Source organism: Thermobacillus composti KWC4 (assembly GCF_000227705.2).
Taxonomy (GTDB): Bacteria; Bacillota; Bacilli; order Paenibacillales; family Paenibacillaceae; genus Thermobacillus; species Thermobacillus xylanilyticus.
The window spans coordinates 1,529,057-1,545,300 of record NC_019897.1 but is presented as its reverse complement, the minus strand read 5'-3'; the positions used below and the strand labels follow the sequence as shown (position 1 = coordinate 1,545,300).

The 16,244-nt window shown below is 64.9% G+C and carries 14 protein-coding genes and 1 tRNA gene; 7 read left to right on the top strand and 8 right to left on the bottom strand.

Annotated features, from left to right (window positions below):
• Positions 1–194: 194 nt before the first annotated feature.
• The 3 genes from THECO_RS07195 to THECO_RS20500 all read left to right on the top strand — a co-directional run bounded on the left by THECO_RS07195 (position 195) and on the right by THECO_RS20500 (position 3,973).
• Complete coding sequence (locus THECO_RS07195) at positions 195–2,009, top strand: DEAD/DEAH box helicase (RefSeq protein WP_015254384.1); 1,815 nt, start codon at positions 195–197, stop codon at positions 2,007–2,009.
• Positions 2,006–2,950, top strand: a complete 945-nt coding sequence (locus THECO_RS07190) for a YqhG family protein (RefSeq protein WP_015254383.1) — start codon at positions 2,006–2,008, stop codon at positions 2,948–2,950. The genes THECO_RS07195 and THECO_RS07190 overlap by 4 nt, the downstream gene beginning before the upstream one ends.
• 135 nt (positions 2,951–3,085) lie before the next feature.
• Positions 3,086–3,973, top strand: a complete 888-nt coding sequence (locus tag THECO_RS20500) for a hypothetical protein (RefSeq protein WP_015254382.1) — start codon at positions 3,086–3,088, stop codon at positions 3,971–3,973.
• 29 nt (positions 3,974–4,002) lie between these two features.
• On the opposite strand, the gene THECO_RS07180 is transcribed toward THECO_RS20500, so the two are convergent.
• On the bottom strand, positions 4,003–4,242 hold the full coding sequence (locus THECO_RS07180) for a YqzE family protein (protein ID WP_015254381.1): 240 nt from the start codon (positions 4,240–4,242) through the stop codon (positions 4,003–4,005).
• 189 nt (positions 4,243–4,431) lie between these two features.
• On the opposite strand from THECO_RS07180, the gene THECO_RS07175 reads away from it, so the two are divergent.
• Together THECO_RS07175 and THECO_RS07170 are read left to right on the top strand one after the other, a co-directional pair.
• A complete protein-coding gene (locus THECO_RS07175) occupies positions 4,432–5,145 on the top strand; it encodes an N-acetylmuramoyl-L-alanine amidase family protein (protein WP_015254380.1) in 714 nt (237 codons plus the stop codon).
• 111 nt (positions 5,146–5,256) lie between these two features.
• Positions 5,257–5,343: transfer RNA gene (locus tag THECO_RS07170), tRNA-Leu, on the top strand.
• Positions 5,344–5,405: 62 nt separating this feature from the next.
• Here the strand turns inward: THECO_RS07170 and THECO_RS07165 are convergent.
• The 3 genes from THECO_RS07165 to THECO_RS07155 all read right to left on the bottom strand — a co-directional run bounded on the left by THECO_RS07165 (position 5,406) and on the right by THECO_RS07155 (position 6,711).
• Positions 5,406–5,618 carry a hypothetical protein gene (locus THECO_RS07165; protein ID WP_408646080.1) on the bottom strand — a complete coding sequence of 71 codons (213 nt, stop codon included), beginning with the start codon at positions 5,616–5,618 and terminating at the stop codon, positions 5,406–5,408.
• Between the two features lie 90 nt (positions 5,619–5,708).
• Positions 5,709–6,047, bottom strand: coding sequence for a hypothetical protein (locus THECO_RS07160; RefSeq protein ID WP_015254378.1), 339 nt, complete (start codon positions 6,045–6,047; stop codon positions 5,709–5,711).
• Positions 6,048–6,141: 94 nt separating this feature from the next.
• Positions 6,142–6,711 (bottom strand): xanthine phosphoribosyltransferase, encoded by a 570-nt coding sequence (locus THECO_RS07155; protein ID WP_015254377.1) that lies wholly within the window; start codon positions 6,709–6,711, stop codon positions 6,142–6,144.
• 158 nt (positions 6,712–6,869) lie between these two features.
• Here THECO_RS07155 and THECO_RS20495 point away from each other — a divergent pair, with 158 nt between their 5' ends.
• Positions 6,870–7,574 (top strand): hypothetical protein, encoded by a 705-nt coding sequence (locus THECO_RS20495; protein ID WP_052835854.1) that lies wholly within the window; start codon positions 6,870–6,872, stop codon positions 7,572–7,574.
• A 212-nt stretch (positions 7,575–7,786) separates the two neighbouring features.
• Entirely contained in the window at positions 7,787–8,824 is a 1,038-nt protein-coding gene (locus THECO_RS07145) for a YkvI family membrane protein (RefSeq protein ID WP_015254375.1), read from the top strand.
• A gap of 177 nt (positions 8,825–9,001) precedes the next feature.
• Here the strand turns inward: THECO_RS07145 and THECO_RS07140 are convergent, their stop codons facing one another.
• The 4 genes from THECO_RS07140 to THECO_RS07120 all read right to left on the bottom strand — a co-directional run bounded on the left by THECO_RS07140 (position 9,002) and on the right by THECO_RS07120 (position 16,204).
• Positions 9,002–9,799 (bottom strand): reverse transcriptase domain-containing protein, encoded by a 798-nt coding sequence (locus THECO_RS07140; protein WP_052835853.1) that lies wholly within the window; start codon positions 9,797–9,799, stop codon positions 9,002–9,004.
• A gap of 233 nt (positions 9,800–10,032) precedes the next feature.
• Positions 10,033–13,248, bottom strand: a complete 3,216-nt coding sequence (locus tag THECO_RS21975) for an AAA family ATPase (RefSeq protein ID WP_015254374.1) — start codon at positions 13,246–13,248, stop codon at positions 10,033–10,035.
• A gap of 512 nt (positions 13,249–13,760) precedes the next feature.
• A complete protein-coding gene (locus tag THECO_RS07125) occupies positions 13,761–15,044 on the bottom strand; it encodes a metallophosphoesterase family protein (protein WP_015254373.1) in 1,284 nt (427 codons plus the stop codon).
• Positions 15,041–16,204: a glycosyltransferase family 4 protein gene (locus THECO_RS07120; protein WP_015254372.1), complete on the bottom strand. Its 1,164-nt coding sequence runs from the start codon at positions 16,202–16,204 to the stop codon at positions 15,041–15,043. Before THECO_RS07120 ends, THECO_RS07125 begins: the two co-directional genes overlap by 4 nt.
• Between the last annotated feature and the right edge of the window lie 40 nt (positions 16,205–16,244).

Below are 16,244 nucleotides of genomic sequence, written 5' to 3'. Positions count from 1 at the left end.
ATAGTATTCCAAGTCCCATTTTCGGCAACGAATCGTATCCGCCCGAAACAAGCGTTCTGATGCCGCTTCGATACAAAACGTCGCATCGTTGCACGCGTCCGGAAGGTCTCGCATCTCATTCCGCCGCCCTTATGAATCGCTCACCGTACGGTCATACTAACGGATAAAACAACCAGCCGGAGGAAGGAGAAGCCATGCATCCGATCCAGAGACCGGACCGCCGCGCAAGCGGAACCGGAAAGACGCCGCATCCCGATGTGGAGTTCGAATTCGACCGGACCTGGGTCGACGAATTGGCGGAGCGCGCGGCGCGCAACGGCCCGTGGGATGACTGGACGCTGTTTGCGCTTGCGGTCGAGGCCGAGCGCGCGAAACTGGTCACGAGCTTCGACGAGCTGCAGGCGCTCAGATGCCTGCCGGCGTTCGAGCCGATGCCGCACCAGATCGCGACGGCGCGCAAAGTGCTGCACGAGATGGGCGGACGCGCCATTCTCGCCGATGAAGTCGGTCTCGGCAAGACGATCGAAGCCGGCCTCATTCTGAAAGAGTACATCGTGCGCGGGCTGGTCCGCCGGGCGCTGATCCTCGTCCCCGCGTCGCTCGTGCTGCAATGGGTCCGCGAACTGAACCAGAAGTTCGGCATTCCGGCGACCGCGCAGAAGAAAGCGCACTCGTGGCACTCCGACTTCGTCGTCGCCTCGCTCGACACCGCGAAGCGCGAGCCGCACCGCGAGCTCCTGCTGTCCAACGATTACGACATGCTGATCGTCGACGAGGCGCACAAACTGAAGAACAAGAAGACGTCGAACTACCAGTTCATTCAGCAATTGCGCAAAAAATACTGCCTCCTCCTCACCGCGACGCCCGTGCAGAACGACATGGACGAGCTGTTCAACCTGATCACGCTGCTCAAGCCCGGCCAGCTCGGCGGGCAGAGCGACTTCGCCGCCAACTTCGTCGCCGACAAGCGGCTGCCGAAGAACGAGGACCGGCTGCAGGAAGCGCTGTCGGCCGTCATGATCCGCAACCGGCGCAGCGACGGCGGCATCAGCTTCACGAAGCGGATCGTGCGCAATATCGAGGTGAAGCTGTCGCCGGAGGAAAAGGCGCTGTACGACGCGGTGACCGGCTTCGTCCGGCAGCGGTACGACGAGAGCGGACGCGACCTTGCGAGCATGCTGTCGCTCATCACGCTGCAGCGCGAAGTGTGCAGCAGCCGGGACGCCGTCTTCCTCACGCTCGTCAACCTGTTCAAGAAGACCGCGGAGGACTCGCCGATGCGGTCGAAGATCTGGGAACTCGTCGAGTTCATCCGCCGCATCCAGGCCAATTCGAAGGCCGAGAAGGCGCTCGAGATCATCCGCACGACGAACGACAAGACGATCATTTTCACCGAATACCGCGCGACGCAGGAATATTTGCTCCAGTTCCTGAAGCAGCACGGCATTCACGCCGTGCCCTACCGCGGCGGCATGAACCGCGGCAAGAAGGACTGGATGATGGACCTGTTCCGCGGCCGCGCCCAGGTGCTCGTCGCCACCGAGGCGGGCGGCGAAGGCATCAACCTGCAGTTCTGCCACCACATGATCAACTTCGACCTGCCGTGGAATCCGATGCGCGTCGAGCAGCGGATCGGCCGGGTTCACCGGCTCGGGCAGACGAACGACGTGAAAATCTACAATCTGTACACGACCGGCACGATCGAGGAGCACATCGTCCGCCTGCTGCACGAGAAGATCAACCTGTTCGAGATGGTCGTCGGCGAACTGGACGACATCCTCGAGCGTCTCGAGCGGGAGGAACAGCCGCTTGAGCAGCGGCTTGCGCGCCTCGTGCTCGAGTCGGACGGCGACGCCGACATCCGGCGCGGCATCGACGCGCTCGGCCGCTCAATCAACCGGCTCCGCGCGGACGCGAAGCGATCGCCGAAAAGCTCGCTTGACAGCGTGCTCCCCGTCCTTTCCGTCGTCCCGGACGGCGCGGATGCCGCAGCGGAGGCCCGGCCATGAACGCGAAGCAGATCCACCGGTTTGTCGAACGGTACCTGGAAGCGACCGGCTGCACCATTCTGGAGAAGTCGCCGGTCCATTTCAAGGTGAAACTGTCGCCCGCAGCGGACCGCGAACTGACGAACCGCCCCTATTATTGGAGCTTTGTCGACCGGACCGGCGTCGAGCCGGAGACGATGTCGCTATTGCTCGTGACGGATGCGGCGAAATATGACGCGATGACCGCGGAAGCCGAATCCGCGGGCGCCGGCGGTCCGCAAGGCGGAGCGGCGGAGCAGGCCGGCATGGCCGCCTTGAGCCGCTCGTTCGGTTTTGTGCCCGCCGGGCTCGGTACGCGGATGCCGCGGGACGACCTCCATTTCGGGTCGCGGCGGCTCGAGCAGCTGTTCGCCGCGGCAAGGCGCGGCGGCCGGTTCGTCTGCCTGTTCCAGCAGCCGGACGAGCGGGCGCTTCATCCGTACGATTCGGCGCCCTGCACCCCCTGGCTCGGCGTCAACGTGAAAGTCGGATTCGTCTGCGACATGAAGCGCGAAGAAATGCACGCTTTCGGCGTCTCGCTCGCCACCGGAACGGTTGTCGAACGGTTTTTCGAGCGGCTGCAAGGGCTGAAGCTCAGCCCCCGCCTGCCCGCGAACGTGCATGTGACCGGCGCTTCCCTGTCGCTCAAGAAGGCGGCCGACCTGATCGAACAGGCGCTCTTGCAGAAATTGAAAACCTACGATTACGGCTGGGCGGCCGCGGCGAACGAACGGCTGAAGGAAGAGCTCGCCCGGCTTGCGCACTATTACGAGCCGCTGCTCAAGGAAACTGACGACAAGCAGCGGGAGCAGATCGCCGCGCAGTACGAAGCGCGCAAGGAAGAAATTTTGTGGCAGCTGAAGCCGCGCGTCGTCACGGAGATTGTCAACGCCGGCGTGTTCCATTTGTCCGGCCTCGCCTGATTGCGAGAGCTTTCACCGGATTGCGGCAAAAATAGAACGATCGCGCGCGACACATTGCAACAGCCTTCTTGGGGCTTGTCCGATATGATGACACTGCGGCAACCAGGGGGTTGAACGGGAAGGAGGCGCATGAAGATGCAACGAAGAATGATCGGCCTGCTCGCCTGCCTGCTGGCGGCGGCATTGGCGGCGCCGGGCGTCTCGGCGTCAATGGAAGCCGGATACAGGCCTGCGGAGCAAAAGCTGCTCGAACGGCAGGTCGACCAATGGGCACAAGGGTTGTCCGCCCGGCCCGGATTTGAACGGATCGCCGCGGCACAGCGGACGATCGAGCCGCTCGGCCCGGGCACGCACGGCTGGATCGTGCTGTTTGAAGATCAGGGTGAGACCGTCGGCTATATGGTCGTTCACGCGGTGCGGGAAGGCGGCTTCGCGCTGACCGAGTACGGGCTCGGCGACGCGCCGCTCTATTCCGCGGATCTGCTGCGCCAGGGGCTGGCGCGGCTCGGACTTATCGGGGATGATGAGGACGGCGAAGGCAGCGCCGACGTCGAGCGCCGGTATGCGCACCCGCTCAGCGCGGCCTGGCGGGTCGAAACGGACGACGGCGTCTTCTACCTGGATGCGAAGACCGGCGAGGAACTGCCGGCCGACGACCCGTTCTGGAAAGAGGCGGCGTCGGAAGCGGCGGCGTGCCTCGAGGAGCGGATGCCCGGCGGCGCACAGCCCGCCGGGAGACTGATGCGGCATGCGGAAGTTCCGTCCTTCGATCCGTATGCCCGGCTGCCGTGGATTACGCGCCAGCCGCTCGCCTGGGCGGAGACGGACATCGCCGCGCTGCTGGGCAGCGGCATCGAGCTTCGGCTCGTCGCCGAACGGTTCGACGGCGCCTACCTCTATGTGCTGCCGGTCGTCGCCTGGCATGAATGGGATGACGGCACCGCCTACATCGGCGTGGATCAAGAAGGGCTTCGCTTCATCCCGCAAGCCTGCCTCGAGCCGGCCGCGAAACTGTATGATTGACGAGCCCGCCCGGACCCGGCGGCATAACGTCAGGAATCTGCAGCCGGATTCGCCGCCGCTTCATCCGCGCCGGTGCGGCTGTCCACGCGCCTTGCGCGCCGCTGCATGAGCCAGCCGTAGAACGCCCAGCCGAACCAGCGCGCGAGGAACGGGTCGCGGCGGCTCCGCGCGTCCCGGCGCATGCGCCGGCGCTCATCCGCCGGCGTTTCGATGTAGCGGACGATCCGGTCCGCCACGAACGCGACGTATTCTTTGCCGTCTTTCGCCATGGGGCTTCCCTCCGAACGCGTATGTCCCGCCGCAGGCCGGAGTCGGCCATGACGACGGGTCCGGCATGTCGCCATGCCGCGTCATGCTCATTATGGCCGGAGCCGTCGCGCGTTAAACCCGCATAAGCCGACCGCCGGGCCGGCAAAACTAACCTGCATCCGCACTTAAACGCGCCGGAGGTCAGAATCATGAACACGAAAGCCTTGCTATGCGCGGCTGCCGCCGCGGCGCTGCTGGCCGCCGCTTTCGCTCCCCGCGCGGCCTCGGGAAGCCCCGCTTCCCCCGCATCGGACACGCCGCGATACGAGCGCGCGCTGCCCACGGCCGAAGTGCTGATCGATGCGGGACACGGCGGCATCGACGGCGGCGCGCATTACGGCAGCGTGCTTGAGAAAGACATCAATCTGAAAGTGGCGAAACGGCTCTATCTAGTTCTGCGCAGCCAGGGCATTCCCGCCGTTCTGAACCGGACCGGCGACTACGCGCTGAGCGACGAGAACCGGTGGCATCCTTCCCGCTCGCGGCATCAACGGGACCTGTCGCAGCGCCGGGGGCTGACGGACGAAATCGCCGTGCAGCTCCTTGTCAGCCTGCACGTGAACTGGTCCCGAAGACCATCGGCCAGCGGACCGCTCGTGCTGCACCAGGAGGAAGGAAGAAGCGCGCTGCTTGCGGCCTTTCTGCAGGATGCGCTGAACCGGGAATACGGCAGCCGCAGGCTTCCCAGGGTCGGCAAACCGTACTATCTGCTCAACCTGGTGAAGCGTCCGGCGGTCATCGTCGAGCTCGGGTTCCTGAGCAGCCCGGCGGATCGCGCGAAGCTGACCGATCCCCGCTGGCAGCAACGGCTGGCCGAAGCGGTCGCGGCCGGCATCCGGCAATATTTGTGGACCGCCGGGTAATCCGTGCGGTCCACTTTTTGACTGAAAATTAGAACTTTGTACACGCGGCTTGACTAGCGCCGCTCTCGCATGCTAAGATGAACATCGTCAGTCAACTGAACAACAGCAAACGCGGTCGTGGCGGAATTGGCAGACGCGCTAGATTCAGGTTCTAGTGGTAGCAATACCGTGGAGGTTCAAGTCCTCTCGACCGCACCATAACCGGCAAGCAAACTCCAGGTGAACCTGGAGTTTTTTGTTGCCCGGAATTGCCCCGGAACTTACGCAAGCGGATCGAGGCGCGGCTCGTCCGCCGGCTGGATCCGGTAGCTGCGGCTCACTTTCACCACTCTGCGGTTCGGCCTGCGGATCAGCACATCACGCTCATCCCAGGCGACGACGATGCCGATGACGTCGTTTGCTTCCAGCGCGTCGCGCACGACCCGCACCGTCGTTCCGGCGACGCGGTAAGCATCCAGCTGCGCTTCCGTCATCACGGCTTCTTCATCCTCCTTCCATGTACAACAATGGACCGCGGCAGGGACGGCCCCGCTTCGGTCCATTTCGGGATCATTACAGATGGATTATTCCGGCTGGTGCCCGACATGCTCGGGCGACTCATTCCGCTCGTACCATTCGTCAAGCACCCGGGAGGACATGACGCGGTTTTCAATGTAACCGGCCTGCCGCTGCGTGAATTCTTCCCGCCACGGAATGCCGAGCTCCTCGCACAACTTCACGACGGTGAGCAGTTCCGACCATGCGACATAGCGCTTATACCAGAAAAATTGCGGATGTTCGATCATATAGGGATACAAATCGTCAAATTCCGTATGCTTGCAATCCAGAGCGCGTTCGAAATGTGTCTTGGCATCGGACAACTTCGACTTGAAGAATGAAACGGGCAGCTCAAGCTTCTCCATATCCTTCTGCCTCCCTTCGCTCACTTTTGACTATTATAAAATAATTCAACCGGGAGGAAAAGAGACAGGTGGCAGGCATCGCTGCCAGAAGCCGTCATTCGAACGCGATTTTTCCGTCCGCCAGCGAAGCGATGCGCACGAGCGATTCCACGCGGATTCCCTGCTCGCGGATCAGCCGGCCGCCGGGTTGAAACGTCTTCTCGACGGCGATGCCGAGGCCGGCAAGCTTCGCCCCCGAGCGCTCGATGATGCGGATCAGCCCTTTCGCCGCATCGCCGTTGGCGATGATGTCGTCGATGTACAGCAGGACGTCGTCCGGCGAGAGCAGCTGCCGCGACACCATCAAATCCGTCACAATACCCTTTGTGAACGAAGGCACCCGCTCGCTGTAGGCGTCCGGCTCCGCGAGCAGCGTCTTCTTGCGCCGCGCGAACACGAGCGGCACGCCCAGCGTGAGCGCCGTCGCGAACGCGATCGGGATGCCCGACGCTTCGATCGTGATGACCTTCGTAATGCCTTCCCCATCAAACTTGCGCGCGAATTCGCGCCCCATCTCCATCGTCAGCTCCGGATCGACCTGATGGTTGAGCAGCCGATCCAGTCTGAGCACGTCCGTCGACAGAATGGAAGCTTCCTCGAGTATCCGCTGTTTCAACTGTTCCATGGCATCCCATTCCTTCTGCCGTTAGATCTATGTCATTAAAATTATCATACGGATCATCCGCGGCGCAACAAAAGATGATCCGAATTGCCGGTTTTGTTGAAACTTTTTCCGGTTCTGAATCGTCTACATGTATAGGATAGGGAAAGGTGATGAGGACCATGCGCAACCGCCGCATCGGTACGCTCGCGAAATCGGCCGCGCTTCTGACGCTTTGCATTGCCGCCACGTCCGCCCTCGTCGGATGCGGCGGGCACGGTTCGTCCGGCCGGACGGAGCGGACGCCGGAGCAGGCGCCCGGCGCCGTCTCGGAAGATCCGGCGGGCGGTTCGGATCAAGGCGCATCCGCTTCCGCCGGTCAGACGACGCCGCATTCGGAAGCGGTCGACGGTACAGCTTCAGCGGAAGACGCATCGGATGCCGCGAATGTGGAGCCGAACGCCGCCGGCCGGGACAACGAACATCGCCAGCCGGACGCGAATGGATGGTACGCGGAACCGCCTGCGCTTCACGGCATCGCCATCGGCGAGCGGGAAGCGGATGTCCGGGAACTCTTCGGCGATCCGTCAGATACATACAAATTGTCCGATCCGCCGATGACGGTTCTGGAATATGACGGTTTCTCGGTCGGCGTCGGTGAGAACGGCCGCGTGCAGTTCGTCGAAGTGAGCGGCGCGAACGTGGCGACCGGCATCGGAGAACTCGCCGTCGGCGACACCGCCGATGAGACGATGAACGCCCTCGGCGAACCGTCCCATGCATCGGACACGGTGCTGCTTTATGAACGGGACGGCGTCTCGCTCAAATTCGATTTTGACCCGAATACGAAAAAGATTGCATCGGTTCTGCTGTTCAAGGAGCGTTGAGACGAAAGCCCCGGCATCGATTCTGCCGGGGGCTTTGTTTTTTTGACGGAAGGCTCGTCATGCCTGTCCGCTTCCGCGCATACACATGAGAAGGCGGCACCGTTGCGGAAATGCGCCGGAAGCCCTCCAGCGGCTGATCTCCTGCGCACCGGCTGAACTCCTGCGCCATTTCCTCTCGGCCGCCGCAATTCCTGCGGGACGGGGGCTTCGCCATGAGAGCGGTCCAAGCAATCCAAATCGCCTTCACCTTCATCGGCACCATCGTCGGCGCCGGATTCGCCACGGGACAGGAAGTGCTGCAATTTTTCACCCGGTACGGCATCTGGGGCACGGCGGGCATCCTGCTGTCATCCGTCCTGTTCGTCTGGATCGGCGCCCGCATGATGCTGGCATCCGCCTGCATCAAAGCCCATTCCTACGAAAGCCTCAACCAGGCGCTGTTCGGAGAGCGCTGGGGAACCTGGGCCAGCCGGTTCATGCTGGTCGTGCTGCTCGGCGTCAACGCGGTCATGCTGGCCGGCGCGGGCGCGATTTTCAAGGAACATCTCGGCATCTCCTACCAGACCGGACTGCTCGTCACCATCTTCCTCGTCTTCCTTCTGCTCCGGAGAGGCATGAGCGCAGTGCTCGCCGTCAACTCGATCATTGTGCCGGCGATGCTCGTCTTCACGCTGCTCATCCTGTGGGACACCATGCACGGACCCGGCGCGGATCGCTGGCTGACGATGCGCAACGACACGCCGCAGCTTGCCGCCTGGGCGTCCCCCCTGCTGTATGCGGCGTTCAACCTGTCGATGGCCCAGGCGGTGCTCGTGCCGATCGGCAGCCGCATCGGCGACCGGAAGACGATCATCGCCGGCGCGTGGCTCGGCGGCATCGGCATCGGCGCGATGCTGCTCGTCGCCCATATCGCGCTGGCCGCCCGGATGCCCGGCATCGCCCAGTTCGACATTCCGATGGGAGGCATCGCCCGCGAGCTCGGCTCTCTGCTGCAGTGGATTTACACGTTTCTGATTTTCGCCGAGATTTTTACAACGCTGCTGTGCGACATATACGGCCTCACGCTGCAGCTCAGCGCCCGTCTCGGCTGGCCGGATCAGGCGATCACCGCCGGTCTGCTCACCGTCTGCTGGGCGGGCAGCCAGATCGGCTTCGGTCCGCTGCTCTCGACGCTGTATCCGCTGTTCGGCGCCCTCAGCCTCGGATGGCTGTACCAGATCATCCGCAGGCCGGGCCTGTCGGGGGCATGATCGGCTCGCAGGCCGGGGGCATGGCAGTCTGCGGCGGGCGGGAAGCGGTTCACGCGTGTCCCGCCGTATTTGCCGCCGCCCCCGCGATATCAGCCGCGCCGTCCAACGCCGCTATACCGCCGTATTGTCCACGCGATATCGCCATGCCGTCCACACCTGCTATCCCCCATACCGTCTTCACGAATCGCCGTGCCGTCCCCGCCATAACAGCGCCATCTCTTCCGTTTGACAGGCCCCTGCCCTGTATCTGTCCGCGCTTGCCCTGCGATGTAGAGTAAAGGGCTGGGGGACCAGCCCCTCCTCATCAAACCGTACAAGCGGTTTTCCCTCATACGGCTTTCCGACGTTCTTCACCTTGCGCAATACGTACTTCGCCACGTGGTAGCGGACCGCAGTCTGGCTTCCCTCAGGATCTCGTAGAAGCGGGATCGTCTCAGCGACCACTTCTTGTACTTCTTCCGGCAGAAGATCATGAGCCTCTTGATGAGGTACCAGTCGATCTTCGCCAGAAATCGGTTGGCCGCCCCTAACCAGATCATCCGCATATCGCACCAATGTTCCCAAATGGGCGAATCGCCTTGCCCGGATGGTATCGAGGCAGTTCAGGTAGATATTGGCCAACAGCGGCGAAATGACACCGCCCTGCGGGCTCCCGATCTCGGATTCATGAAACTGATCATCTTTCATGACCCCCGCTTTCAGCCACCCGCGAATCAGTTTGAGCATCTTTCGGTCTGACACCCGCATCTCCACAAGTTTCATCAGCTTCTCATGCGAGATGTTGTCGAAGTACCCCATGATGTCGACGTCCACCACCCAGTACACCTGACCATTGTTCACGGTGTCCATGATCTTCCTCAATGCGTCATGGGCGCTCCGTTTGGGGCGGAATCCGTAGGAGACATCCTGAAAGTCCGCTTCGAAGATGCTTTCCAGTACGATCTTTGCCGCCATCTGAACCAGCCGATCCCGCACCGTCGGGATGCCCAGGGGTCTTGTTCTTCCATCCCCCTTCGGAATCTCCACACGCTTAACCGGCTACGGCCGATACGTGCCATTCTTCAACTGCCCGCATGTCTCCTTGATGAAGCGGTTGTCATACAGCGCATGGAACCGCCTCGTTGGCTTTTCCTTGGCTGCAAGGTACAGGGCTCGCTGGAGTTGTCGAGCTTTTGCTTTGGTGCAGTCAGCCTTCGCAAGTTGCAAGACTATCCGAGACGCAGGCGTTTCGCGAAGGGCATCCTGCCCGCCAGCCGCTCCGCCGTGTGGGCGTGGCAGGTCAGAAAAATGAGCTGACGCCGCCGCTCGCGGACGATGCGCGTGAGCAGCCCGGCGGCCGCGTCCAGCCGCGCGTCATCGAAATTGACGAACAGATCGTCCAGCAGCATCGGCAGCGGTTCTTCCGTCTCGACTTCGTCGGCCAGTGCGAGCCGGATCGCCAGATAGATCTGCTCCGCGGTGCCGCGGCTGAGAAACGCGGCGTCGATGATGCGGCCGTCTTCCGCCGATTCCAGCTCGATCGACGAACGGCCGAACGGCGCGGCAATGCGCACGTACCGCCCGTTCGTCAGCGCCTCCGCGTATGCCGATGCGCGGCGCAGCACGGCGGGCTGGCGCTCCCGTTCGAACGTCTCGCGCGTCCGGCGGATGAGCGCCTGCATGACCGCGAGTTCCGCGAAGCGCTCCGCTTCATCCGCCAGCTGCGCCATGACCGCTTCACGCTCGTTCAGCAGCGGCCGCCGCACGTCTTCCGCAAGGAGCCGCTCGAGCGTCTCGCTCAGCCGGCCGCGCAGCTCAAGCAGACGCGCCCGCTCTTCCTCCGCCGTGCGGCACGCTTCCGCCGTCCGCTCGGCAAGGCCGCGCAGCGCGTCCTCGTCATGCCGTTCAAGCAGCGATTCCATCCGCTCCCGATCTTCTTCAGACAGACCGGATGCCAGCTCCACCTCGATCCGGATTCGTTCCTCATCCAGCTGCCTGGCTTCGCGCGCGTCCGCCAGCAATCGCTCGTAGGCCTGCTCGTCCGCCGCGCCTGCCGCTTCGAACCAGGCGCGGGCCGTATCCGCATGGCCGGCCAGCATCGCGTTCGTCTCCCGGAGCTGCAAGTCGAGCTCTTTCACCCGCGCCTCCAGCGCGGCCGCCGCAGCGGCAGCTTCCGCTTCGCGCCGGATGGCGGCGCGGAGCAACTCCAGCGCGGCGGCAGGGTCGTCGTCCGCGAGCCGCGCTGCCGCATCATCGGCGACGCACAGCTCCCGCACCGCCGCGCGGTGCGCACGCAGCCGCCCGGCCGCCTCGGACAGCTTCGCATCGAGGCGGTCCATAACTGCAAGATGGCCGGAGGCCATCTCCAGCCGGTCGAGCGTCTCCAGCGCCGCCTCGGGAGACAGACCGCCGGGCAGTCCGCAGCTCTCGAGCCAGCTTCGCCAGCTCGTGCGCAGCGCATCCAGCCGGGCGGCTGCGGCCGCTGCAGCCGCCCGGCGCTCCGCGCGCAGCGCGCGAATCCGCTCGAGCCGCCGTGCGTGCTCGAGCGCGCGCTCGGCCGCGAGGCCGCGCTCGCGCAGCGCATCGAGGCGCGCCTGCACGGCGCGCTGCAGCCGGCTGCGCACCGCAGCCGCAGCGGCGAGCTGCGCCTCGCCCGGCAGCGCGCCATGCGCGGGGGGCGCGAACGGCTCGGCCGCCTCCCGCGGCCGCTTGAGCAGCGCCCCGAGCGCATCCGCCGCGCGCTGCCCGTATGCGGCTGCCTGCCGCGCTGCCGCAAGCGCCTCTCCCGCTTGCGGCCCGCCCGCGCGCCCGCGCCCGATGCCCCGCCGAACCAGCGGCGGCGCGGCAAGCGCGGCCAGCCCCGCGCCGACAGCGCCCGCCGCCCAGGCGGCGGCGCCATCCAGGCCGGCGGCGTGCGCGCCGGCATACGCGGCGGCAAATCCCGCCGCGCCGAGCGCCGCCGCGAGCGCGGCGGCGGCGCCGCTTCCGCCGGCATCACCCTGCCGGCTTGCCGTGCGAGTCGAGCGGGCGCGCTGCTCGCCCATGACGCGCAGGGCCTCCATCTCCCAGGCGCGGCAGGCGTCCTCGAAATGTTCCCACGCACGAAGCAGCGCATCGGCTGTCTTCGGGACGAACGGATCGTCCGCCTCATCCCGGACGCTCTCCGCCCCCGCAGCCGCTTCGGCGGCCGCAACTTCCGCCGCGGCTTCGCGTTCCTGTTCGCCGATCTGACGTTCGGCCTCCGCGCAGCGCGCTGCTTCGCGCTCCGCCTCGCCCAGCTCGGCGCGGAACGCGCGAATCCGATCGCGTTCCGCCACGCCGGCCGCGAAGCCGCGCAGCCGCTCCGCCGTCCACCCCGTTCCGGCGGAAGCGAGCAGCGCGTTCATCCGCTCCTCTTCGAGACGACGTTCCGCACGCCAATCGGCGCACGATTGTTCCAGCGCGCGCATCGCTTCGGCGGACTGGAGCAGCCGCTCGATCTCGGGTTCGAGCCCGAGCAAATCCCCTCGAATGACCAACCGTTCCCGTTCAGCCCGGGCTTCGCGCAGCGCCGCTTCCAGACGCAGCCGTTCGCGTTCCAGCCGGTCTCGTTCGGCGGCCCACATTCGCCACTTCGTCTCGGCGTCGGCAGTCAGCCGCCCGGGATCGGGCAGCGCGGCGCGCCTTGCGTCCAGCTCGCGGAGGCGCAGCCATTTCGCCCGCATGTTCAAGGCGCGCGCCGCCTCGCCCCTGAGGGCGGCCAGTTCCGGCAGCCGCGCATCCAGCGCGCGAAGCTCCGCCTCCGTCCGTTCCAGCGCTTCCGATGCTTCGTTGTACCGGGCGACCGGGTCCGGCAGCGCGCGCAGATCGCGCTCGATCCGTTCAAGCTCGGCGATCCGCCGGTTCATCGGCTGTGTCGTGCCGCGCGGCTTGTACAGCTTGTCCATCGCTTCGCGAATCGCACGCTCGGCTTCGGCCAGCCGTCTGCCGTCCGCCATCCCCGCGTGATAGAGGAATCGGCCCAGTTCCTCGCCCTGCACGGCGCCGAGGTCGCGCAGCTCCGACAGGCCGACGGCGAACAATTGGCGGTACACTTTGCCGGTCAGCCCGCCGAGCAGCAGCCGCTCGAGCTCCCGCTGCTCCAGAATTTCGGGCTCGTCCCCCCGCCTGCCGCGCAGCACCGGCTTGCCGCCCGCGCTTGCGGCATACCGCTCCAGCACCAAATCTCCGTGGCGCTCGGAGACGAGCGCCAGCCGGCCGCCGTGCCGCCCGCCGTACACCGGCTCCTGCCGCTCCGGCATATTCGCGCGGGTGGCGAAACCGTACAGCATCGTTCGCACGAATCCGAGCACCGTGCTCTTGCCCGCTTCGTTCGGCCCCTCGAGGATGACTGCATCGGCGTCAAGGTCGAGTGTGATGCCGCTGAGCTTGCCGAACCCGTCGATTGTCGCCGACCGAATCTTCACGCCGTCTCCCTCCGCATCTGCCTCCAAATCGGTTGCCGCTATCCGACACGCTTGTGCTGCCTCACCAACACAGCCGCCGCACGGTTGACTACATGCCGGTCAATCATCAACTGCCGCCGCATCACAAGCCGGCAAGCATCCCAATGCTATATATCCGTTGCTTCCGCATCTCATCGCAAGCTGCCGCAAACGGCATTGCCGACATCCCCAGCCACAACACAAAATCCCCCCGGCCTCCTGTGCCGCAGCTTCCGATGGCATAAAAAGAACCAAACCCAAATCTGCACCACATCAAGCCATTCCGGCAAATTTTCCGCCCATGTGGTGCATTTTTGCCCTTGATTTCATGGAGCGCATCCTACGAGCTAACATTGGATCGGCACCTAAAACCGAGACTCCATGCCAAAAGCCGCCCAGCCCACCTCCAGCTCCAGCATGCCCGCGGGACAGGCGTCGCCCGCTCGAGCAAGCCGTCCGCGGACAGCAGGCCGAAGCTGCCGGGCACCCGCCGATCAAGCCTCCTCCCGCTCCAGCATGCCCGCGAGGCGGGCGGCGGCCCGCTCGAGCAAGCCGTCCGCGGACGGCAGGCCGCGGCTGTCAAGCAGCCGCCGCAGCCGCGCGTTCCGCGTCATCGGCTCGAGCGCTTCCTTGAGCAGCGCTTCCCGGCCGTCGGGGTCGGCCGCCAGCCGGCGCGCCAGCCGCAGCGCTTCGCCCGCGAAGCTGTCTTCCCCGGCAAGCCGGTCGAGATCGAGATCGGGCGCCGTTCGGACCGTCAGCCGGTGCACCCAGACCCAGCCGGACCCGTCCCCGGCCGCCGGCTCGCCGAGCCGCTCGCGCAAGGCTGCAAGCAGCTCGTCAACATTCCGACTCTCGAGCCGGCGGTGCAGCGGGCCGCGCCCCCCGATCACCATTTCCAGCATCACGGAGCGGCCGTCCGCCGCCGCCGCCGCGCCATATACGCTTTCCTCCATCCGCTCCAGCAGCCGCTCCTCGTCCGCAATTCCCTCGATGGAGACGCGGCAGGCGAGCCACCGGACTTCATCGAGCGGCATGAACGTCAGCCGCAAGCCGCCGGACGCGTCGACGTCGACGATATAGCAGCCCTTCGCCCCGGTCTCGCCGGCATGGCGGCCCTGCAGGTTGCCCGGGTAGACGACATGGGGATATTCGTGCAGCACCCGCCGCCCGTGAATATGGCCGAGCGCCCAGTATTGGAACCCCGCGCCGAGCAGATCACTCAGCCTGCACGGCGCATAGGCGTCGTGATCCGGATCGCCGTCCACGTTCGCGTGCAGCAGCGCAATATGAAAATCGGCGCCCGGCGCCGGCCGGTAACCCGGGACGAGATTGTCCGTGACCGCCCGGCGGTCGTACGAAATGCCGTAAACGAAAGCGGCCGGCTTGCCGTCTCGCCGGTAAGCCGGCCGGTGCTCCGCGTTTCCGCCCGCGCCGAAAATATGAACGCCTTCCGGCAGTTCGAACCGTGCGCGCTCCAACCCCAGCGGATCATGATTGCCGTGGATGGCGAACACTTGGGCGCCGGCGGCCGCCAGCCGGCTCCATGACCGGTGAAGCGCCGCCTGGGCGCGCAGGGATCGGTCCGCCGAGTCGAACAGGTCGCCGGCGATGACGACGAAATCGGCCTCTTCCCTCAGCGCCGTGTCCGTCAGCCGGCGCAGGGCGCCGAACTCCGCTTCCGCAAGGCCGCGGCGGACGGCTTCCGGCGCGCCCGCCAGCCCCTTGAACGGGCTTCCCAGATGCAGATCCGCCGCATGGATGAACCGGAACGGGTTCACGTCGTCTCTCCTTCCTCTTCAGAAGCCGCACCGGCCGTCTGCGTCAAGCCGAGGTAAACCTCCTTCAGCTGCGCGATGACACGCTGCAGCGAATAGTCCCGCTTCGCCTTCTCCCACGCCGCGCGCGCCAGATTGTAGCGGTAGCCCGGATCCGAGACGACCTTCTCGAGCGCGCCGGCGAGCGCCTCCGGATCATCCGGCGGCACGAGCAGGCCGTTCACGCCGTCCTGGATCTGCTCCGCGATGCCGCCGACGTTCGTGCCGACGAGCGCCAGCCAGCAGAGCGCCGCCTCGGCGAACACGGAACCGAACGCCTCCGCCCGCGACGGCAGAACGAAAATATCGAAGAACGGCATGAACTCTTCCGGATGCAGCATGTACCCGTAAAAAATCGTATCGTCATATAAATCCAGTTCGGCGGCCATCGTCTCCAGTTCCTTCCGGATCGGACCGTCGCCGATGATGTGCAGGACGAACGTATGCCCCCGCTGTTTCAGCAGCGCGCACGCCTTGAGCAGAATGTCCAGCCCTTTCGCCGGCACGAGCCGGCATACGGTGATGAGCTGCGGTATTTCGTTGTCGTGGGAGACGGGCCGGAATCTCTTCTCGTCGAATCCGTTGGGGATGACCGTAATGCCGTCAGGATTCTTGACGTGCGGCGCCAGATAATCCCGGAATGAGTGCGACACGGTCAGCATCCGGTCGACCTTCGCTTCCAGCTCCCCGTACAGGGAAGTGAGGAAACGGTGCTCGGGACCGTCCGGCTTGATTCGGCCGTTCAGGACCAGCTCGCGCTCGTAGCTGGAATGGATCGTCATGACGACGGGCGTGTCGGGGAACAGCTTCTTCATGACAAGCGCGGGGATCGGATGATGGGCGTGAATCAGATCATACGGCTTGTTCACGCGCAGCCGCGTCCACCACAAGTAGTCGCGGCATGTCTGCAAATATTTGTCGACAACGGGATTGCCCCGGAATCCGCCGGCATCGAACGTTGCGAACTCGAGATCTTCGCTGCCTTTGCCGCGCACCCGCTTCGGGATGTAGAACAGTTCCATGTCCCATCCCATCTTGAGGAACCTTTCCTGGATGTACGGCACCATGGAGGAAACGCCGCCCGGCTGCTCCGGGGGAAAGAACAACGCCTGCAATACCTTCATCCTGACTTCCTCCTCCGGCAGTCGGTTACGCAACTGCCAA